Origin of the sequence: Streptomyces finlayi (genome assembly GCF_014216315.1) — a bacterium.
In the GTDB taxonomy this organism is placed as follows: Bacteria; Actinomycetota; Actinomycetes; order Streptomycetales; family Streptomycetaceae; genus Streptomyces; species Streptomyces finlayi_A.
Genome location: NZ_CP045702.1, coordinates 4,498,325 through 4,518,820, shown reverse-complemented (window position 1 = coordinate 4,518,820; position 20,496 = coordinate 4,498,325). Strand labels below are relative to the sequence as shown.

Here is a 20,496-nt window from a genome sequence, read left to right as displayed (position 1 = left end):
GCCACGCGTGATCACGGCTTCTCCGGCAGGAGCGGCAGCAGCTCCGGCAGGTGCCCGTCCGACGCGGCGGCCGACGCGACGCGCTCGGCCGGCACCTCGCCGTACAGCGTCGTACGCGGCTTCGCCGGGCGGCCCGCGAGGTCGGCGATGGCGACGAGGTCCTGCACGGAGCGGTGGGAGCCGTAACCCGATCCGGCCATCCGGGAGATGGTCTCCTCCATGAGGGTGCCGCCCACGTCGTTGGCGCCCGAGCGCAGCATCTCCGCCGCACCCTCCGCGCCCAGCTTCACCCAGCTCGTCTGGATGTTGGTGATGTGCGGGTGCAGGAGGAGCCGGGCCATCGCGGTGACCGCGCGGTTGTCGCGGTCGGTCGGGCCGGGTCGGGCGATGCCCGCCAGGTAGACGGGCGCGTTGGTGTGGATGAACGGCAGCGTCACGAACTCGGTGAAGCCGCCGGTCTCCTGCTGGAGGTTCGCCAGCGTCCGCAGGTGTCCGAGCCAGTGGCGCGGCTGGTCGACATGCCCGTACATCATGGTCGAGGACGAACGCAGACCCACCTCGTGGGCGGTCCTGATGACCTCGAGCCAGGTGGCCGTCGGCAGTTTGCCCTTCGTGAGGACCCAGCGGACCTCGTCGTCGAGGATCTCGGCCGCCGTGCCGGGGATCGAGTCCAGGCCCGCCTCCTTCGCGGCGGTCAGCCAGTCGCGGACGGAGAGCCCGGTGCGGGTGGCCCCGTTGACGACCTCCATCGGCGAGAACGCGTGCACGTGCATGCCGGGGACGCGTTCCTTCACGGCCCGCGCGATGTCGAAGTACGCCGTGCCCGGCAGGTCGGGGTGGATGCCGCCCTGCATGCAGACCTCGACCGCGCCGACGTCCCACGCCTGTGCGGCACGGTCGGCGACCTGGTCGAGCGAGAGGGTGTACGCGTCGGCGTCCGTACGCCGCTGGGCGAAGGCGCAGAACCGGCAGCCGGTGTAGCAGACGTTGGTGAAGTTGATGTTCCGCGTGACGATGTACGTGATGTCGTCCCCGACCACGTCCCGGCGCAGCGTGTCCGCGATCCGGCACAGCTCGTCGAGCGCCGGGCCGTCCGCGTGCAGCAGGGCGAGCGCCTGCTCGTCGGTGAGCTTCGTCGGGTCGTCGGCGGCCTGGCTCAGGGCCTGGCGTACGTCCCCGTCGATGCGGGACGGCACCATGCCCGGCGCCGCCGCCTCACGGAGGGCCTCCCAGTCCCCGTACACCTCGTCGAAGTCGTCGCGCCGGTCGCCGGTGCGGCCCTCGGTGTCGATCGTGCGGTGCAGGTCGGTACGGCCGGAGGCGCTGAAGCCCTCGTCGGGCTCCTGCCAGGGCAGCCCCGCCGGGATCGCCCCCTCCTTCGCGAGCCCGGTCTCCGGGTCGGCGAGGGCCCGCACGTGCGGGAGGAGTCGGGGGTCGAGCCATGGCTCGCCGCGCTGGACGAACTCCGGGTAGATGGTGAGGCGTTCACGGAGCTGGAAGCCCGACTCGGCGGTCTTCGCGGCCAGTTCGTCGATGTGCGGCCAGGGGCGCTCGGGGTTCACATGGTCGGGGGTGAGCGGCGAGACGCCGCCCCAGTCGTCGATCCCCGCGCCGATGAGAAGGGCGTACTCCGCGTCGACGAGGTTCGGCGGGGCCTGGATGCGGGCGGACGGGCCGAGGATGTGGCGGGCCACGGCGATCGCCGCCGCCAGTTCCTCCAGTTCGGCGTCCGGCATCCCGCGCATCGCCGTGTCCGGCTTGGCGCGGAAGTTCTGCACGATGACTTCCTGGATGCCGTGGTAGGCGCGGGCCGTCTTGCGCAGCTCGAAGAGGGAGTCGGCGCGCTCCTCGTACGACTCGCCGATCCCGATCAGGATGCCGGTGGTGAACGGGACGTTGGAACGGCCCGCGTCCTCCAGCACCCGCAGCCGCACCGCGGGCTCCTTGTCCGGTGAGCCGTGGTGCGGGCCGCCGGGCTCGGACCACAGGCGGGTCGCCGTCGTCTCCAGCATCATGCCCATGGACGGTGCGACGGGCTTGAGCCGCTGAAGGTCGGTCCACGTCAGTACGCCCGGGTTGAGGTGCGGAAGGAGACCCGTCTCCTCCAGGACCCGGATCGCCATCGCCCGTACGTACGCGAGCGTGTCGTCGTACCCCTCGGCCTCCAGCCACTCCCGTGCCTCGGGCCAGCGGTCCTCGGGCCGGTCGCCGAGCGTGAACAGCGCCTCCTTGCAGCCCGTTTCGGCACCCTTGCGGGCGATGTCGATGACCTCGTCGGGCGACAGGAACATCCCGTGCCCCTCGCGCCGCAGCTTCCCCGGCACGGTCACGAACGTGCAGTAGTGGCACGTGTCGCGGCACAGCCGCGTCAACGGGATGAAGACCTTGCGGGAGTACGTGATGACGCCTGGCCGGCCCGCCGCGTCGAGCCCGGCGTCCCGCACCCGGGCGGCGGACCCGGCGAGGTCCGTCAGATCGTCGCCGCGCGCCTGGAGCAGCACGGCGGCCTCGGTCACATCGAGGGCGACGCCGTCCCGGGCGCGCTTGAGTGCGCGCCGCATGGCGTTGGTGGTCGGGCGTCCGCGCTGAGGATCGGTCATGAACCGAGCATACGAGCGAGGCACCCGCCCCCGACCGGCACTCCGGCGGGTGGGACCTCCTCCGCACCCCTGGCGCCTGGACCGATATGCCCCGCTTGCCCCGTAGGCTCGGCCCGGTGATGGAAACGATCGTCCTCGGCATCGGCGAAACACTCATCCGCGACGACCGCTACTGGGCGTCCTGGGCCAACTGGCTTGGCATCCCCCCGCACACACTCAGCGCCATGGTCGGCGCCGCGGTCGTCCAGGGCGGCGAGGGCACCGACGCGCTGCGGCTGCTGCGCCCCGGCATGGACGTCGCCGCGGCCGCGCACGCCCGTGCGGCGGCCGGCCGGGGTGAGCACCTGGACGAGTCGGACCTCTACCCCGACGTCCGCCCCGCCCTCGCCGAGCTGCGCGCGCTGGGCCTGCGGGTCGTGATCGCGGGCAACCGGACCGCGCGCGCGGGCGAACTGCTCCGCGCCCTGGATCTCCCCGCGGACCTGGTCGTCACCTCGGAGGAGTGGGGCGTCGCCAAACCGGATCCGGGCTTCTTCGCCCACGTACTGGACGCCGCGGAAGCCGACCCCCGGGCCACGCTGTACGTGGGCGACCACCCGGCCAACGACCTGTTCCCCGCCAAGGCCCTGGGCCTGCGGACTGCGCACATCCGGCGCGGCCCGTACGGCCACTGGTGGGCGGAGCACCCGGACGTGACGGAGACGGCGGACTGGCACCTCACGACACTGACGGAACTCCCGTCGCTGCTCGCCGAACCCGTCACGGACAAGACCCCGGCCCCCGCACGGTCCCGGGCGCTCAGGTCGGTGTAGGGACGCGCCCGGCCGATCGCACACGTACCGCCCAGCACGCCCCTCCTGTCCGGTCCCGCCTATTCGGTCGAGGCGGCCCGGCGGAACAGCCCTGTCCACAGGAACGCCTCGCCGAACAGCGGGGGCTCGCCCGGCTCGGCTTCCGCCCGGCCGGCGCCGCCCTGCTGATCGCCGACCGGCCCGCCCGCTCGTGGGCCGCTCCGGAGGCACCCCTCACGGGGCCAGTGATCGCCAGATCCGGTCGGGCAGGAGGCGGGCGGCCTCGTCGAGGTCGACGTCGTCGATGCCGGAGAGCCAGCGGCGGGCGACGGCCACGACCGGACCGAGGACCAAGGACTCGATCAACGCGTGAGGCAGCGGGGCGAGTTCACCGCTCTCGATGCGTGGATCGAGCCACAGGCCGAAGGCCGAGAGCCTGGCCTCCTGCGTATCGCGGATCTCCTTGCCGCGGGACATGTTGTGCTGGTCGGCCGTGGAGGAGTGCAGGAGCAGCGCGGCATCCCGGTGTTCCTTGACGAAGGCCAGATAGGCCCGCACGAGACCGTGGATGGCCGCCTGCGTGGTGCGGGCCTCCTGCAAGGCCGTGAACAGATCGCCCAGCAGCCGGGTCAGCCAGCGGTGCATCAGCTCGGCGACGAGTCCGTCGATGCTGCCGAAGTGGTGGTACAGGCTGCCCAGGCTGACCCCGCTCGCCTTGGTGACCGCGCCCACCGTGATGCCCCGTTCGCCCTCGGCGCCGTAGAGGCGCAGAGCGGCGTCGAGGAGCAAGTCGGCCGTCACCGTGCCGCGTTGCTGTTTGGGGGTCATAGAGATCCTTACCGGTTCTAGAGTAGATTTCTAGAAACTGATTCCAATTCTACGGGGCTGACGTGTTCGAGCTGGAGGGAAGCGGGGCCGAGCCCCTGGAGGCCGGCGACCCGCTCCGGATCGGGTCCATCCCGCTTGCGGGGCGGCTCGGGGCCGGTGGCATGGGGCGGGTCTACCTCGGTGTCCACGAGGGCCGTTACGTGGCCGTCAAGCAGTTGCTCTCCTCCGTCGTCGGCGAGGACGGGGACTTCCTGCGCCGGTTCGGGCACGAGCTCGACAATCTGGCCCGGCTGCCGGCGGAGGCAACCGCGCCACTGCTCGCCAGCGACCGCGCGGCCATGCCTCCGTGGTTCGCCACGGCGTACGTCCCCGGGCTCACCCTGCGGCAGGCCGTCGACCTGCACGGCGGCCCGTTGCCCGCGCGGGCGCTGTGGCTCCTGCTGCGGGAGACGGCAGCCGCCCTGGCCTCGGTGCACGCACTGGACATGGTTCACCGGGACATCAAACCGTCCAACCTGATGCTGACCCTCGACGGGCTCACCCTCATCGACTTCGGCGTGGCCCGGGCCACCGAGCAGAGCCAGCTGACCAGGACCGGCATGGTCGTGGGAACGCCCGCCTACATGGCCCCCGAACAGGCCTCGGGGTCACGGGGGCTGAGCGGCGCCACCGACGTCTTCGCGCTCGCCTCGGCGCTCACGTACGCCGCGTGCGGCCGGCCGCCCTTCGGGGAGGACTCGGGCCACGGTGTGCTCTACCGCATCGTCCACGAAGAGCCCGTCCTTGAGCCCCTGCGGGAGCTGGACCCGGCGCTCGCCGACCTCGTCGCGGCCTGCCTGGACAAGGACCCCGACGGGCGTCCGACCGCCGCCGAGCTCCTCGAACACGCCGCCCGGCAGGGCCCGTTCACCGGTCCGCCGTGGCCTGCGGTCATCTCGGAGCGGCTGGCCGAGCGGGCCGCCTTCGCCGCGGTCACGCAGAAGATCGACACACCGACCGTCCCGCTGGCGGGCGGAAAGGCGAAGCCGGAAACGGAACAGGAGCCGCAGCCGGTCGTCGAAGGCTCCAAGCGCCCCGAACGGCCCGAACGCCGCCGCAAGCGCGCCTTCCTCGCCGTCGTCCCCGTCGTCGTCACGGTGGGCGGCACGACCCTCGCGCTCCAGCTACTCCCGTACATCTCCTCACCCGGGGCCACGGAGAAGACCGACCCGTCGGCCTCCGTCTCCGCACCGGCCGATCCCGCGGCGACGTCGAGCGGGAGCTCCTCCGGCACGGCGTCACCGGGGAAGCCGGACGGCAAGGACAAAGCGGGGGACGAGGCCGGCGACAAGAACGGGGCCCTCAAGAACGAGGCCGACGCGAACGACGCGGCCGGCGGCGGAGGCAGGGAGCAGGACGGGGCCTCCCAGGTCTCGGCCGGCGGCGCGGGCGACGACGGGAACGACGGCTCGGGCAGCCCCGGCGGCTCCGACGATCCCGGGGGCTCCGACGACCCGGCAGGCTCGGGCGACTCCGGCGCCGCCTCCGGCGGAGGCGGTTCGGCGCCGTCCTCGGCCGCCCCACCGCCCTCCTCCGGCACCCACCGCTACCGCAACGGCGACACCGACGGCTGCATCACGCAGACGTACGGCGGCTCGGATCTCGGCCCCTGCTCGGATTCGACCGCACGGTGGACCACACGGAGCGGCTCGGACGGCAGCTTCAAGCTCGTCAACCAGCAGACCGGCCAGTGCCTGTACGCCAACATGCCCGGCCAGGCCGTCTTCGTGGGCGACTGTGCCCAGGACGCCGGCCGGAACTGGCGCACCGGTTCCGGCGGAAGCCTCGTGAGCGTCTACAACGGCGGCTGCCTCGACCTGGGTACGACCAGTTTCCTGGTGACGTCGACGTGCGCCGGAGAGGCGTCGCAGCGCTGGACGAGGCAGAGCTAGGCCGTACAGAGACCCGGTGCCGCGCCGGCGAGGGGGAAGCCAGGCGCGGCACCTGCCAGGGGGGAAGAGCCCAGGGCGGCGCCGGCCGGGGAAACCCGGCAGCGCCCTACGAGGGAGGCCCTGGGGCACCGCTGGGGAAGTAGGTCGGGGGGCCTACTTCCCCAGCACCGCCTTCATCACGTTCCTCGCGATCGGGGCACCGAGGCTGCCACCCGAGATCTGCTCGCGGGAGATGTCCATCGCCGTCGGGTCGATGAAGACCGCGACCGCCACCGACTGCCCGTCGGCCTTCTTGCCGTACGAGACGAACCAGCCGTACGGGACCTCCTTGCGCACGTCCACGCCCCGCTGCGCGGTGCCGGTCTTGCCGCCGACCGTCACACCGTCGATCAGGGCGCGCTGGGCGCTGCCCTCCTTGGCGGTGAACTCCATCATCTCCTGGACCTTCTTCGCGGTCTCCTCGGAGACGGCCTGGCTCATGAGCTGCGGCTCGTTCTGCTCCAGGGAGGAGACGTCGGGGCCGCGGAGTTCGTCGACGATGTACGGCTGCATCAGCTTGCCGTTGTTGGCCATGGCCGCCGTGACCATCGCCATCTGCATCGGGGTGCTGGTGAGCGAGCCCTGGCCCATGCCGGTCAGCGCGGTGCCCGGCTTGTCCAGTTCCTCCGGGTAGAGGCTCTTCGTGGCGAGCAGGTCACCGAAGTCCTCGGAGTAGACGTCGGAGTTGAATCCGAACTTCTCCGCCGTCTCCCGCATCTTGTCGTCACCCAGCTTGGCCGCCGCGTCGAGGAAGACGTTGTTGCAGGAGTACTGCATGGCCGTCTTCAGGGACGCCTTGTTGCAGGCGGCGTCGCCGGCCTCGCTGCTGATCTTGTTCGTGGAGAGCGGGAGGGGGTACGGGGAGACCGCGTCCGTCCTGGCGTCGACATCCGTGACGACACCGTGCTCAAGGGCCGCCGCGGCCGTGAGGATCTTGAAGGTCGAGCCGGGCGGGTAGGTCTCGCGCAGCGGACGGTTGGCGAGCGGCTTGCCCTTGTCCTTCTCGAGCGCCTGGTATTTGTCGCCCTCCTTGAAGGAGTTCCCGGCGAAGACCCCGGGGTCGTACGAGGGGGTGGAGGCGAGCGCGAGGACCTTGCCGGTGGCCGGGTCGAGGGCGACGACCGCGCCACGGGCCTCGATGGCGGTCAGCCCCTTGTACGCGGCCTCCTGCGCCTTCGGGTCGATGGTCGTGATCACATCGCCGCCGCGCCGCGGATCCCCGGTGAGGATGTCCTTGGCATGCCGGAAGGCGAACCGCTCGTCCTGGCCGCTGAGCACCTCGTCGTACGTGTTCTCCAGGAGGGACATGCCCTGCGCCTGTGAGGCGTACCCGGTGACCGGGGCGTACATCGGTCCGTTCTTGAAGGTGCGCTTGTACTTGAATTCGGCGCCGTCCACGGCCTTCGACCCGGTCACCGCCTCGCCGCCGACGATGATGTCACCGCGCGGGGTGGCGAACTGCGTGATCTTGACGCGCCGGTTGTACTCGTGGTTGGCGAGCTCCTCGCGCTCGGCGAACTGCAGCCAGTTGGCGCGCAGTAACAGGGCCAGCATCAACAGCCCGCAGAAGATGGCGATGTGCCGCAGCGGCCTGTTCAACGGCTCCCCCTACTCCCAGGCGGCCCCTCACGTGAGGTGAGGCGGTCCGCGCTTCGATCTCAGTGTTGAAGGATGCCACTTCGGTTCACCCGGTTGCAGCGGGAGGGGTTCGCCCGGTCACAGATACCGACCTTTGTCCTGCTATGACCGTTCTCTCGAGGTCAAGCGCTTGTCAGGTTCCTGTCGCGGCGGTCGGATCGGCGCCATTCCCGTCGGCGCACCTCCACGAACCGGGCGAAGCCCGTGCACGACAGGGGCCGGACCGCACCCGCGGTCCGGCCCGCCCCGCTACAGGTGCGCCGCGTAGGCGTCCAGCACCCGCAGCACCCCCGGCGCGGGCTCCGGAGGCAGCTGGAGGACGACCTCCTCGATGCCCAGGTCCGCGTAGTGCGCCAGCTTCCCCGGGCTCGGGAGGACCGCGTACGGCACCACCTGGAGGTGCTGCGGGTCCCGGCCCGCCGCCTCCCAGACCCTCCGCAGCTCCGGTACGGACTGCGAGAGGCCCCGCCCGCCGATCGGCAGCCAGCCGTCCGCGGACTCCGCGATCCGCGCGAACAGCTTGGGACCCGCGGCTCCGCCGATCAGGGTGCGCGGTCCGGTCACGGGCCCGCGCGGTTCCTGGACCGGCTTCGGATACGCCGTGCTCGCCCGCACGGAGCCGTACTCGCCCTCGTACGCCGTCGGTTCGGTCGCCCACAGCGCCCGCATGAGAGCCAGCCGGTCATGGCCGAGAGCCCGCCGCTTCGACCAGTCGACCCCGTGGTCGGCGGCCTCCTCGACGTTCCACCCGTAGCCGATCCCGAGGGTGAAGCGGCCACCGGAGAGGTGGTCGAGCGTGGCGACCTGCTTGGCCAGGTCGATCGGGTCGTGCTGGGCGATCAGCGTGATGCCGGTGCCGAGCGTGAGGCGTTCCGTCACGGCCGCCGCCTGGCCGAGGGCGACGAAGGGGTCCAGGGTCCTGCCGTACTCGGCGGGCAGCTCGCCGCCCGCCGGGTAGGGCGACTCCCGGCTCACCGGGATGTGGGTGTGCTCGGGCAGATAGAGCCCGGCGAACCCCCGCTGTTCCAGTTCACGTGCGAGCGCGACCGGTGTGATCGTCTCGTCGGTGAGGAAGATCGTTGTGGCGAGCCTCATGCGAGGACACCTCCGTCGTCGACCGGTGGGGCTCAAACGTATGCCGCCGGATTCCCGGAGTCCGGGCGTTCACCCGAACAGTCCCCGAACGCTGGCCCTCACCGGTGGTGTCCCGGACCTTCGTGGAGGGACCGATCGCCGATCGTGAGGGGCTGAGTTTCGATGCGAACCCGGGCACGGACCTGGAACGGCTCGTGGAGGGGTGCGCCGGCCGGGACGCGGGCGGTACGGCGGGCGGCCGGGGCTGCGGTGCTGGCCGCCGTACTGGGGCTGGCGTCGGCGGGCTGCTCCTCCGGCGGCGCGCGGAGCGGCAGCGGCGCCGCCGAGCCCTCCGCGGACACCGCGGCGGCCCAGGCGAGGGCTGCCGCGCCCGCGGGGAAGGGTGAGCTGGTCGTGTCGTTCACGGAGGGGCTGACGGCGGCCGACCGGGAGACGGAGGCGTTCCTCCGGAAGAACAAGGCCCTGGAGGACATCGCCGCGTATGTGAACCGCCGCGTCGCGCTCCCCTACAACGTGCCCGTCGAGGCGAAGAGCTGCGGCACGACCGACGCGTACTGGGACCCGACGGCGCGGGCGATCACCTACTGCTACGAGTTCCTGGGCCGGGTCGAGCCGGCCTTCGGGACGCCCCCAGGACCCGGTCTCGTCGGCCTGACCCAGGGCGTCGTCGTGCACGCACTGGGCCACGGGCTGATCGCGATGAACGGCCTGTCGTCCGACGGGGACGAGGAGGAGGCCGTGGACCAGCTCTCCGCCACACTCCTCACCACGGGCGACGACGACAAGCGGCTCGTCAGCGGCATCGTGGACGGCTGGGCGGTGATGGCGCGCCAGGACGCGCGGAGCGACGCCCGGACCGCTTTCGCCGATGACCACGCCGTGGACGAGAAGCGGTTCCACGCCTGGGCCTGCTGGGTGTACGGCTCCGACCCCGAGGGGTACGCGGACCTGATCGCTCCGGACGTGCTGCCCGAGAAGCGGAGCAAGGGCTGCGAGCAGGCCTACAAGGAGGTGGCGAAGACCTGGGGCAAGGCCCTTGAGCCGTATCTCAAGTGACCCTGCCCGGTCAGGGCGCTGGGGTCTTTCGTCTGGATCAGGCCGCGAGCCCGGCATGATCCAAACGAAAGCCTAGGTCAGCCTAGGTCCAATGCCGTTCGGTTAGCCGTCCGGTGGGCTTGGCAATGCGTTGATCTCGATGTGGACGGTGGTCCTGTGGGTGCGGTGGTCGATGTTGCGGCCGACGGCGCGGTACTTGGAGCTGATCGCTCGTTTCTTCACGCGGGGCCGGGACCGGTCTCGGCGGGCGGGTAGGAGGCCGTTGAGTATGGCGGTGCCGATCCGGCCGACGAGGTCGATCCTGGTGTGGGGGATGATGCCGGCGGCACGGATGATCTGGTCACGTGCCGTGTTCAGCGCGATGGTGAATGCGGTGCGGTCGGGGTCGATGTTGGGCCGGTGCAGGACGGCGTCGCTCATCGCGGTGCGTAGTGCCTGGTAGGCGACCAGAAGCGCCCAGGTTTCCTGGGTGACGGCTGCCGGGTAGCGGCCGCGCAGGACTCTGCCGCCGAGGATGGTCGATTTCAGCTCGCAGTAGCTGGTCTCGATCTCCCAGCGTTCGCGGTAGAGCCTGACCAGAGCGGTGGCGGGTGCCTCGTCGGGGTCGAGCAGACTGGTGACGAGCCGGTAGGTGCTGTGGGTGGCGGGACGCTTGTCGGCGCCGTCGGTGGGGGCGAGGGTGATGGTGGCGTCGATGACGCGGACGGTGACTTCGCCTATGCGGGACAGGAACGTTCCGTCGGGCAGACGACGCAGGATCGGCAGCTTGAGCGCGGTGCTGTGGGTCTTGGCGCGGATGAGGAAGTCCGCGCCCGTGGACGCGACCGTGCGCACGAAGGCGGTGGCTGAGAAGTTCCGGTCACCCAGAAGCAGCGTCCCGGGCCGTAGTGCTCCGGTCGTGCCCGCGGTGGTGATCAGGTCTCGGGCGTAGGTCAGCTCGCCGGTCGCGTCGGTGCCGAAGACGGCGTCCATGAGGGTTCGGGTCCCGCAGGCCACCAGCGTGACCAGGCGCAGCATCGGGTATCCGGACGGCCCGTTCTGTCCTGCCTTCGCCTTGGGGAACACCGCGAGGTTCGCGGGTGTGTCCGGCAGGGCGAGCTGGGTTCCGTCGATCGCGACGACCAGCCTGCCCGCGAACCGTGTCGTCTGTGTCGCGGTCACCGCTGCGGGGCCTTTGACCAGGTCGAACAGTGCTTTCAATGGTTTGGGGCCGACCCGTCGCATCGCGGCCGTGATCGATGAACCCGCTGGCACGGGCAGCGGCGCGGGCAGTGAGGCGGTCAGCCGGGACCAGATCCCGGTCCAGCCGAGCCCGGTGAACAGTGCGCCTGCGAGCAGGAGGTAGACCACCACCCGCGACGGCAGCCGTCGAACCCGCTGCTGCAGACCACCTGCGGATGCGAGTGCCTCGTCGACTAGATCGAACGGGACAACCTGGGTCAACTCGCCCAAGTGCCCCACGGCAAAGACACCGGGGGCATGCGTAATGACAGAATCAGACACTGCAGCCCTTGTGGAGGAACACGAGTCTTGGCGGACCCGAGAACCACTACAGGGGCTGCACCCGTATCACCAGCCGAAACGCCGAGAGTTTGCGCCGCTGACCGAACCCCTAACCGAACGGCATTGAGCCTAGGTCCTGTCTGGAGTTCCAGCGCGGGAGAAGGAGCGGCGTCCGGTACCGTCGAATCCAAGGCGGAGGAGGGAGCGATGGCGGAGCCCTCGCGACTGACGACAACGCCGGAGGCGGCGGTGCCGGACGCCGCGACGCCGCGGGGGAACTCCAGACAGGACCTAGACGCCCGCGGGCCTGCGCAGGAACGCCAGCCGCGCCCGCTTCTCCGGCTTCTCGATCTCCGGGCCGAGCTCGAACCCCGCCCTGGCCATCCGGGCGACCGCCCGCTCGTTGCGCGCGTCCGGCTCGACGACCACCCGCAGATGCGCCGGGTCGCTGAAGACGTGGCTGACGAGCACGGAGAGCAGGTGGCCGGTGAAACCGGGCTCGACGGTGTCACCGGGGCCCACGAGGAGGTGCACGCCGAAGTCGCCGGGCAGCACCTCGTAGCACTCGCCCAGCGGGTCCTCCGCCGGGTCGTACGTCTGGAAGATCGCGACCGGTACGCCGTCCCGGAGCGCCAGGAAGCCGTGGTGCGTGGTCAGCGAGTCCAGGAAGGTGTACGCCTCCAGGACCTCTTCGCGGGTCGAGTCGGTCATGCCCCAGAAGCGGGCACGCTCCTCGGAGACCCAGCTGTGGATCAGGTCGAGGTCGGCGGCCGGGTCGATGGCGACGAGGCGTACGGTCCCGAGGCCCTCGACCTCCTGCTCGTACACGGTCTCGCGCTGGGCCGGGACAAAGGCGCGGGCGGCTGCGGTCACTTCGGCTGTCTCCTCGGGTCGGTCGTCGCGGTGCAGCAGACTCCAGTCGGTGACGACGGGGACGAGTTCTCCCCGGGTCCAGAGCGGGAGCTGGTCACGGTGGTGGGCGTCGCCGGGTATCCCGGACGCCCCGAACGGGGTCACCCACAGGCTGTCCTCGCGGCACGCCAGGTCCCATACGTAGCGGGCGGCCGGGCCGCGGGCGCTGCGGTCGGTGATGCCGGGGACGCTGGAGGTGGACAGCACGCAGTCGTGGTCGCCCGCCAGTCCCGGCCGGCTCGCCTCCGGGTCGGGGTCCGTGCCGGGCCACGCCTGCCAGGGCGCGAGGCGGTGCACCTCGCCCCAGGGCGGGGGCGGATTCCCGTCGCCGTACCGGGCCGCGACGGCCTCCACGGCTTCGGTGACCGCCGCCAACCGGTCCTCGTACGGGAAGAGCTGGTGGCCGATCAGTGTCTCCAGGGCGAAACCGATCCTGGGCACGGCGGCGAGCCAGGGGCGGAACAGCTCGGGGTGCGCCGTGCCGCGGACGGGGTCGGCGTCGCCCGTCACGGCGGCGAGGGCGGGATGCGCGGCCAGACGGTGGACGACCTCAGCGCGGAGCGCCGAGTAGAGCGTGGCGTCCGTGCTGTCGGCGTCCATGTGGCGGTCCCAGCGCAGCAGCCTGCCCCGCAGTACCGCCGCCTCCTGACCGAGGGCGGCCGTCTCGGCCAGCAGGCCCAACAGGGGCCGTGCGGACGCGAGGTGGGTGTCGACGTGGATTCCGGCCATGCCTTCGGCGGTCCAGCGCTCCTTCCCGTCGAGGAGCTCACGGATGCGCTCGGCCCGGTGCGCGGGAGCGAACTCGACGCCGAGCGGGGCGGCGAGCCCGCGCTCGTTGGCCATGACCGCCGTGCCGGTCGCATCCGCGCCCGACCCGGTGCGCGGCAGGGGCGTGTGACGGCCGCGCCAGGCGTACGCGGGGTCGTGGGCGGGGACGACCCGCAGCTGGTTGTCGCGTGGCCGCAGCGGTACGTACCCGGCGACGCGGTGCAGGGTCGCGCCGGCCGTGTCGGCGGCGAGGACGACGTTGACGGGTTCGACCCAGCCGTCGAGTGCGGTGTCGAGGTCGGCGACGGTACGGGCCCGCAGGAGCGCGGGCAGCACCTCGAAGCCGAGCTCCCCGGTGACCCGCGGCGGGTGGCGCAGAGCGAGCGAGGCCCCGTCGGCCCCGGCGTCCGGGCCTCCGGCGATCACCGGGCCGCGCGCGGTCTCGACGATCTCGACCGTCACGGGTGCGCCGCCCGCCACGGCGATCGTCTCGGTGTGCGTGCCGGCCGTCTCCCAGCCGTCGGGGCCGAGCGCCTCGACACCGCCGCCCTCCGTGCGCCGCAGCCGCTCCCGGTACAGGTCCTGGTAGTCGGCCATGGCGTTGGTGATGGCCCAGGCGACGCCGCCCGTGTGGCCGAAGTGCGCGAGGCCGGGGACGCCCGGGACGGCGAGGCCCACGACGTCGAACTCCGGGCAGGCCAGGCGGATCTGCTGGTAGACCCCGGGGTCCTCGATGAAGCGGTGCGGGTCGCCCGCGATGACGGGGGCGCCGGAGACGGTGCGCTCCCCGGCGAGGAGCCAGCCGTTGCTTCCCGAGGTGCCTGGACCGTCCATGGCGAAGAGGGTGATCGCGTCGTCGCCGAGTCTTCGGGCGACCTCTTCACGCCACAGTTTCGTGGGGAAGCCGGCGAACAGGATGTGGGTGGAGAGCCAGACGCCGAGCGGGGTCCACGGCTCCCACCGGCCGGGAGCGATCCCCGCGGCGGCGAACTCCGGTGCGGACGCGGCGCCTTCACCGAGTCCGGCGTTGACCCCGTCGACGTACGCGGATACCCAGGCGGCGGTCTCCGGGTCGGTGCGGGACAGGCGGCCGAAACAGCGGCGGGCGGTGTCCTGGAGGCGGGCCTGCCGGGCGAACCGGTCCCAGGCGAGCGCTTCCTCGCCGAGGAACGCGGCCGTCGTGCCCTGGAGCCGGTGACGTTCGGTCTCGATCTGCCAGGCGCGGTCGGCAGCCGCGTTGTGGCCCTGCGCGCGGGCCAGCGCGAGAGGACCGCCGGCCCGGAGGTGGGGTATCCCCCAGTCGTCCCTGAAGACGTCGAATCCCGACTCCCCGGCCCCTGGTCCGCCCACAGTCCTCGCCCCACTCCCGGCGCCGCTTTCCGGCGCTTTTCAGCCACTCCCCGGACCCTGCAATTTAGGTTAGCCTAACCTAAAGCGTATTTCGGGCGGGGAACAGGGAAGGGAACAGTCGTGGGTCATGGCTGGGAGGGCGTCGTCCTCAAGTTGATGCGGGGGCGCGATTTCACGTTCACCGTGACGGGGGCCGAACAGGTCACCGAGGACTTCCACCGGGTGCATATGAAGGACGGCGGACTGCTCGCCGCGACCGGCGGCGCACACCCCACGATGTGGGTGCGCATCTGGTTCGAGGACGCCGGAAAGCCCCACCAGCGCGCCTACACCCTGGTCGACCCGGACCCGGCCGCCGGAACGTTCAGCCTGGAGTTCGCGCTCCACGACGGTGTCGCGAGCGACTGGGCGCGTACCGCCGCGCCGGGCGACACCATCGACGCGACCCTCCAGGGCACCGCCTTCAGCCTTCCCGACCCCGGCCCCGCCCGGCTCTTCGTGATCGGTGACGCGGCGTCGCTCCCGGCGGTCAACTCGCTGCTGGCCGCGGTCCCGGGGACCCCGGCGACGATCTGGTTCGAGACGGCACACGCCTCCGACGAGAAGCTGCCGTTCCGCCTCGACCCGGCCCACCACACGCTGCACCGGGTCCCGCGCCGTGACGCGGGCGCGCACCTGGTGGCCGAGGTGAAGGAAGCCCTGCCGGGGCTGCTCGGTGAGGACCCGTCCGACGCGTACGTCTGGATCGCCTGCGACACGGCGACGACCAGGGCCCTGAGCACGTTCGCCCGCAAGGACCTGGCCGTCCCCAAGGACCGTGTGAACGCCCTGGGCTACTGGCGCGCGAGCTGAGCGCTCCCGGACCCCGGGGCCGCCGTGCCCCCGTCGAGGGGGCCCGGCACCGCTCGTTCAGTCCGCGACGACCAGCGCCGGGGTCTCCCGCCTGAGCACCTCGCCGCGGAAGAACGCCGGGCTGCGCCGCCGCATCACGGTCATCAGGACTCCGCCGAGCAGCAGCAGTCCGACGGCGATGACGAAGACCGATCCCATACCGAGGACGGACGAGCCGGACCCGTACGCCGGGTCCCACATGTCGTACAGGGTCTTGACGAAGACCGCGCCCAGCAGGACGCCGCCGAGGACCGGGCACAGGCCCTTGTAGACGAAGTCGCGTGCGGAGCGGAACAGTTCGTCGCGGAAGTACCAGGCGCAGGCGAACGCGGTGATCGAGTAGTAGAAGCAGATCATGAGGCCGAGCGCGTAGATCGTGTCGACGAGGACGTTCTCGCTGACCAGCGTCATGACCGTGTAGAACGTGCCGGTGGCGACGCCCGCCGTGACCGTCGCGCGGCCCGGGGTCCTGAAGCGCGGGTGGACCTTGGCGTACGAGGCGGGCAGTGCCTCGTACGCGGACATCGCCAGCACCGTGCGGGCCACCGGGATGAACGTGGTCTGCAGGCTCGCGGCGGCCGACGCGAGGACCGCGACGAAGAGCAGGATGCCGAGGCCGGGGCCCATGACCGGGCCCGCGAGTGCGGCGAAGACGTTGTCGGAGGTCTCCGGGTTGGCGAGGCCGAGGCCCTTGTCGCCGGATCCGACCATCATCTGGGCGGCGATGCCGGTGGCCAGGTAGGAGCCGACGAGGACGACCATCGCGATGAGGGCGGCCCGGCCGGGGGTCCTGGCGCTGCCGACGGTCTCCTCGTTCGTCGTCATGCAGGCGTCCCAGCCCCAGTACATGAAGATCGAGAGCGAGAGACCGGCCGTGAAGGCGGCGAAGGACTGGACGGCGAACGGGTTCATCCAGGACCAGGAGAAGTCGAGACCCGTGTCGAACGTGCCGCTGCCGGCCTTCTGGAACGCCATCACCACGAAGACGGCGAGCACCACGAGCTGGAGGCCGACCAAGGCGTACTGGATGCCCTTCGTGGCCGTCATCCCCCGATAGCTGATCGCCGTGGCGACAGCGACGAGGACGAGACAGGTGAGGATGTGGACCGGCTTGCTGTCGTCCAGGGCGGCGACCGCGCCGCTGCCGCTGATCTCGCCCGCCAGGAGCCAGAAGTACGAGGTGGCGACGCCCGCCAGGTTCGACAGGACGATGATCGTCGCGATGACCAGGCCCCAGCCGCACATCCAGCCGACGCGCGGACCGAACGCCTTCACCGTCCAGGTGAAGGAGGTGCCGCAGTCCGGCATGGCCCTGTTGAGCTCGCGGTAGGCGAAGGCGACCAGCAGCATCGGCAGGAAGCCCGCGAGGAAGACGGCGGGCATCTGCACGCCGACCTCACCGGCGGTGGCGCCGAGCGTGGACGTCAGGCAGTACACGGGGGCGACGGTGGAGACACCGATGACGGCGCTGCCCATCAGACCCACGGAGTTGCCACCGAGGCCCTTGCCGCGTACACCGCCGTCGGCAGGGGTCGTTCCCCGTACCGTGTCTCCGGCCTGTGGCCGCGTGTCCAGCTGAGTCATGGAGAGGACGTTATGCGCTGCGATATCCACATCCGGAGGGTGAGACTCCGCTGTCTCACCCTTTGATTGAACGTGAATATCGGCTTAAGAGTTGAGGAATTCAAGGTCCACGAGAGAGATCGCCTCTCGATGAGAGATCCACGGGCAAACCCAGGCGCGTACGAGAACCGCAGCACTGTCCGTTATGTCCGGGTTCAAAAGTTTCCCACGGCTGTCCGCATTGCGAACAACCCCCTTGCACACCACGCCCCCTCCGGCCTCACCCCGGCCAGACGATCGCCTGTGTCTCGCTGTACGCGTGCAGGGCGTACGAACCCACGTCCCGCCCCACCCCGCTCTGCTTGAACCCGCCGAACGGGGCCTCCATGTTCCGGCCGACGGTGTTGACGCCGACCCCGCCCGCACGCAGCCGCCCGGCGATCCGGAAGGCCCGTGCGACGTCCCCGGACCAGACGTAGTCCAGGAGCCCGTAGTCACTGTCGTTGGCGAGGGCGATGCCCTCCTCCTCGTCGTCGAAGGGGACGACCACGACGACCGGGCCGAAGATCTCCTCCCGTACGACGCGCATGCCGTTCGCGCAGTCGGCGAGCAGGGTGGGGGCGACGTAGAAGCCACGGCCGGGACAGGCCGGACGCGCGCCGCCCGCCACGACGCGCGCTCCCTCCTTCCTGCCCAGCTCGACGTACGACTCGACACGGTCGCGGTGGGCGGCGGAGATGACAGGCCCCACGACGGTGCCCCGCTCCGACGGATCCCCGACCTTCAGACGCCTCGCGTACGCCGCCAGCTTCGCCACGAGCCCTTCGTAGATCCCGCGCTGCGCCAGCACCCGGGTCGGGGCCGTACAGATCTGGCCGCTGTAGAACGAGAACGTCGTGCCGATGCCCGCCACCGCCGAGTCCAGATCGGCGTCGTCGAGGACCAGCGCGGCCCCCTTGCCGCCCAGCTCCATCAGCTGTCGCTTCATCGAGCGACCGCACACCTCGGCGATGCGCTGCCCGACGGCGGTCGAACCGGTGAAGCTGACCATGTCCACATCGGGCGAGTCGACGGCCGCCTCCCCCGCCCCGGGTCCCGAACCGGTGACGACGTTGACGACGCCCGGCGGAATGCCCGCCTCCTCGAGCGCGGCGGCCATCGCGTAGACGGAGAGCGGGTCCTGCGGGGCCGGTTTCACCAGGACCGTGTTGCCCATGGCCAGCGCGGGGGCGACCTTGCCGGCCGCGTTGGCCCACGGGTTGTTGTACGAGGTGATGCAGGTGACGACCCCCACCGGCCGGCGGACGGCGAGCGCGCCGAAGACGCCGGCCCGCCCCATCGGCCCGGCCTCGTTGATCTGCGGCGGCACGGCCTCCTCGACGGGCTCCAGCGCGCCCTTCGCGTACCGCCGGAAGCGGGCCGCTCCGACGGCCACCTGCATCCCGGCGGCCGTAGCCGTGGTCGCGCCGCTCTCCGCCGAGGCGAGCGCGGTGTGCTCGGCGGCGTCCCGCTGGATGATCCCGGCCGCCCGGGCGAGAATCCCGGCCCGCTCCTCGGGACGGCTCCGGGACCAGGCTCCGAAGGCTTCGCGGGCTGCGGCGGCCGCCGCGTACACCTGCTCGCGGCTCGCCTCGGGCGCCCGTCCGACCACACCCTCCGTGGCCGGATTGATCACGTCGTAGTACCCGTGACCGGGCTCGACCCACTCCCCGCCGACGAACAGCCGCTGCTCCCAGTCGCTCATGCGGTGCTCACCGTCCGGGTGTCGCGGCCGGACCGCAGGACCGTGCCGGGGACCGCGCCGGTCACCTTGTCGTCGCGCAGGGTCTCGACCCCGTTGACGCGGACGGACACGATGCCGAGGGCCTTGGAGTCCAGGCGCGGACTGTCGCCCGGCAGGTCGTGGACGAGGGTGGCGGGCCCCGCGTCGATGCGCTCGGGATCGAAGAGGACGAGGTCGGCGTGGAAGCCCTCCTGCACCCGCCCCCGCTCCCGCAGCCCGAAGAGCCGGGCGGGGTCGTCGGTGAGCATCCTGACGGCCTCGGTCAGAGGCAGGAGCTTCCGGCCGCGCAGACAGTCACCGAGGAAGCGGGTGGTGTACGGGGCCCCGCACATCCGGTCGAGGTGGGCGCCCGCATCGGACCCGCCGAGCAGGACGTCCTCATGCGCCCAGGTCCGCTGCCGCAGGGCCCAGGAGGCCGGGTCGTTGTCGGAGGGCATGGGCCACAGCACCGTGCGCAGATCGTCGGCGGCGCAGATCTCGACGAGACAGTGGAAGGGGTCGAGGCCGCGTTCGGCGGCGATGTCGCCGACGACGCGACCGCTGAGCCCTTCGTTCGCCGCGCTGTACGTGTCCCCGATGACGTACCGGCCGAAGTGCGCGAGGCGCCGGAACACACCGGCCTCCCTGCTGTCCGCGCGACGGAGCATCTCTGCACGGGTAGCGGCGTCGCGCAGCCGCTCGATGCGCTCGGGGACGGGGAGGGCGAGGATGTCACTCCAGCCCGGGATGAGGTTGAGGGCGCAGAAAGTGCCGAGCGACATGTTCATCGGCGTGAGGATCGGCATGGTGAGGGCGACGATCCTGCCGCCCGCGCGGCGGGCCCGTTCGCTGGGTATCAGCTGGCGGGGTACGCGTTCGGGCACGGCGGCGTCGATGGTGAGGACGTTCCAGTTGAGGGGCCGCCCGGCAGCGGCCGTCATGTCCACGAACAACTCGATCTCCTCGTCGGAGAACTGATCGAGGCACCCCGCGACGATCGCCTCCAACTGCGTGCCCTCGTGCTCCCCCACGGCCCGGGAGAGGGCGAGGAGTTCCTCGGGCAGCGCGTACCGGGAGGCGACGGGCTGCCCGTCGCCGTCGGCGTGGGTGGAGGACTGGGTGGTGGACAGTCCCCAGGCCCCGGCGTCCATGGCCTCATGGAGCAACGCGAGCATGGCGTCGAGCTGCTCGGGCGTGGGCTGCCCGCCCACAGCCTCCGCCCCCATCACATACCGCCGCAGGGCGCAGTGCCCGACCATGAACCCGGCGTTGACGGCGATCCGCCCGTCGAGGGCGTCGAGGTACTCCCCGAAACCGGACCAGGACCAGTCGACGCCCTCTTCGAGCGCGGCGAGGGCCATGCCCTCGACCCGCGACATCATCCGCCGCGTGTAGTCGGCGTCCTCGGGCCGGTCCGGGTGGAGCGGGGCGAGGGTGAACCCGCAGTTGCCCCCGGCGACGGTGGTGACACCGTGATTCATGGAAGGCGTGGCGTACGGGTCCCAGAAGAGCTGGGCGTCGTAGTGCGTGTGCGGATCGACGAAACCGGGCGCGAGCACCAGCCCGGTGGCGTCCTCACTGGTGACGGCACCCTCGGTGAGGGTGCCCGGCTCGGCGATGACGGCGATACGTCCGTCGCGGATGCCGAGATCGGCGGTGTACGCGGGAGCACCGGTGCCGTCCACGACGGTCGCTCCGCGGATGAGGTGGTCGAGCATGACGCTTCCCTTCGTGGTGGGTGTGCCGCCGGGGTGCGTACGGGTTGGCCG

13 protein-coding genes are annotated in these 20,496 nt (G+C 71.4%); 4 read left to right on the top strand and 9 right to left on the bottom strand.

Annotated elements, in window-relative coordinates; genetic code table 11:
* Positions 1-11 precede the first annotated feature (11 nt).
* Positions 12-2,600 carry a bifunctional FO biosynthesis protein CofGH gene (locus F0344_RS20925; RefSeq protein WP_185300263.1) on the bottom strand — a complete coding sequence of 863 codons (2,589 nt, stop codon included), beginning with the start codon at positions 2,598-2,600 and terminating at the stop codon, positions 12-14.
* Positions 2,601-2,719: 119 nt separating this feature from the next.
* Between F0344_RS20925 and F0344_RS20920 the strand changes: the two genes are divergently transcribed.
* A complete protein-coding gene (locus tag F0344_RS20920) occupies positions 2,720-3,412 on the top strand; it encodes an HAD family hydrolase (protein ID WP_185302804.1) in 693 nt (230 codons plus the stop codon).
* A 213-nt stretch (positions 3,413-3,625) separates the two neighbouring features.
* Here F0344_RS20920 and F0344_RS20915 read toward each other — a convergent pair whose 3' ends face one another.
* Positions 3,626-4,219: a TetR/AcrR family transcriptional regulator gene (locus F0344_RS20915; protein ID WP_185300262.1), complete on the bottom strand. Its 594-nt coding sequence runs from the start codon at positions 4,217-4,219 to the stop codon at positions 3,626-3,628.
* Positions 4,220-4,281: 62 nt separating this feature from the next.
* Between F0344_RS20915 and F0344_RS20910 the strand changes: the two genes are divergently transcribed.
* Positions 4,282-6,150: a serine/threonine-protein kinase gene (locus F0344_RS20910; RefSeq protein WP_185300261.1), complete on the top strand. Its 1,869-nt coding sequence runs from the start codon at positions 4,282-4,284 to the stop codon at positions 6,148-6,150.
* Between the two features lie 153 nt (positions 6,151-6,303).
* On the opposite strand, the gene F0344_RS20905 is transcribed toward F0344_RS20910, so the two are convergent.
* Both F0344_RS20905 and F0344_RS20900 read right to left on the bottom strand, forming a co-directional pair.
* On the bottom strand, positions 6,304-7,788 hold the full coding sequence (locus F0344_RS20905; RefSeq protein ID WP_185300260.1) for a peptidoglycan D,D-transpeptidase FtsI family protein: 1,485 nt from the start codon (positions 7,786-7,788) through the stop codon (positions 6,304-6,306).
* Between the two features lie 288 nt (positions 7,789-8,076).
* Positions 8,077-8,922 (bottom strand): LLM class F420-dependent oxidoreductase, encoded by an 846-nt coding sequence (locus F0344_RS20900; RefSeq protein ID WP_185300259.1) that lies wholly within the window; start codon positions 8,920-8,922, stop codon positions 8,077-8,079.
* Between the two features lie 162 nt (positions 8,923-9,084).
* On the opposite strand from F0344_RS20900, the gene F0344_RS20895 reads away from it, so the two are divergent.
* Positions 9,085-9,978: a DUF4344 domain-containing metallopeptidase gene (locus tag F0344_RS20895; RefSeq protein ID WP_185300258.1), complete on the top strand. Its 894-nt coding sequence runs from the start codon at positions 9,085-9,087 to the stop codon at positions 9,976-9,978.
* Between the two features lie 102 nt (positions 9,979-10,080).
* Here F0344_RS20895 and F0344_RS20890 read toward each other — a convergent pair whose 3' ends face one another.
* Together F0344_RS20890 and F0344_RS20885 are read right to left on the bottom strand one after the other, a co-directional pair.
* Positions 10,081-11,439: an IS4 family transposase gene (locus F0344_RS20890; RefSeq protein ID WP_258050223.1), complete on the bottom strand. Its 1,359-nt coding sequence runs from the start codon at positions 11,437-11,439 to the stop codon at positions 10,081-10,083.
* A gap of 333 nt (positions 11,440-11,772) precedes the next feature.
* Positions 11,773-14,511, bottom strand: a complete 2,739-nt coding sequence (locus F0344_RS20885) for a GNAT family N-acetyltransferase (protein ID WP_185300257.1) — start codon at positions 14,509-14,511, stop codon at positions 11,773-11,775.
* Positions 14,512-14,631: 120 nt separating this feature from the next.
* On the opposite strand from F0344_RS20885, the gene F0344_RS20880 reads away from it, so the two are divergent.
* Positions 14,632-15,363, top strand: a complete 732-nt coding sequence (locus tag F0344_RS20880; protein WP_185300256.1) for a siderophore-interacting protein — start codon at positions 14,632-14,634, stop codon at positions 15,361-15,363.
* Positions 15,364-15,420: 57 nt separating this feature from the next.
* Here the strand turns inward: F0344_RS20880 and F0344_RS20875 are convergent, their stop codons facing one another.
* The 3 genes from F0344_RS20875 to F0344_RS20865 all read right to left on the bottom strand — a co-directional run bounded on the left by F0344_RS20875 (position 15,421) and on the right by F0344_RS20865 (position 20,445).
* On the bottom strand, positions 15,421-16,986 hold the full coding sequence (locus tag F0344_RS20875; protein ID WP_185300255.1) for an APC family permease: 1,566 nt from the start codon (positions 16,984-16,986) through the stop codon (positions 15,421-15,423).
* A 259-nt stretch (positions 16,987-17,245) separates the two neighbouring features.
* Entirely contained in the window at positions 17,246-18,709 is a 1,464-nt protein-coding gene (locus tag F0344_RS20870; RefSeq protein WP_185300254.1) for an aldehyde dehydrogenase family protein, read from the bottom strand.
* On the bottom strand, positions 18,706-20,445 hold the full coding sequence (locus F0344_RS20865) for an N-acyl-D-amino-acid deacylase family protein (RefSeq protein ID WP_185300253.1): 1,740 nt from the start codon (positions 20,443-20,445) through the stop codon (positions 18,706-18,708). The genes F0344_RS20870 and F0344_RS20865 overlap by 4 nt, the downstream gene beginning before the upstream one ends.
* Between the last annotated feature and the right edge of the window lie 51 nt (positions 20,446-20,496).

What these genes read in the sequence shown, in the direction of transcription:
- F0344_RS20925 (WP_185300263.1), bottom strand. Translation starts at nt 2,600, where the DNA reads ATGACCGATCCTCAGCGCGGACGCCCGACCACCAACGCCATGCGGCGC.
- F0344_RS20920 (WP_185302804.1), top strand. Translation starts at nt 2,720, where the DNA reads ATGGAAACGATCGTCCTCGGCATCGGCGAAACACTCATCCGCGACGAC.
- F0344_RS20915 (WP_185300262.1), bottom strand. Translation starts at nt 4,219, where the DNA reads ATGACCCCCAAACAGCAACGCGGCACGGTGACGGCCGACTTGCTCCTC.
- F0344_RS20900 (WP_185300259.1), bottom strand. Translation starts at nt 8,922, where the DNA reads ATGAGGCTCGCCACAACGATCTTCCTCACCGACGAGACGATCACACCG.
- F0344_RS20895 (WP_185300258.1), top strand. Translation starts at nt 9,085, where the DNA reads ATGCGAACCCGGGCACGGACCTGGAACGGCTCGTGGAGGGGTGCGCCG.
- F0344_RS20875 (WP_185300255.1), bottom strand. Translation starts at nt 16,986, where the DNA reads ATGACTCAGCTGGACACGCGGCCACAGGCCGGAGACACGGTACGGGGA.
- F0344_RS20870 (WP_185300254.1), bottom strand. Translation starts at nt 18,709, where the DNA reads ATGAGCGACTGGGAGCAGCGGCTGTTCGTCGGCGGGGAGTGGGTCGAG.
- F0344_RS20865 (WP_185300253.1), bottom strand. Translation starts at nt 20,445, where the DNA reads ATGCTCGACCACCTCATCCGCGGAGCGACCGTCGTGGACGGCACCGGT.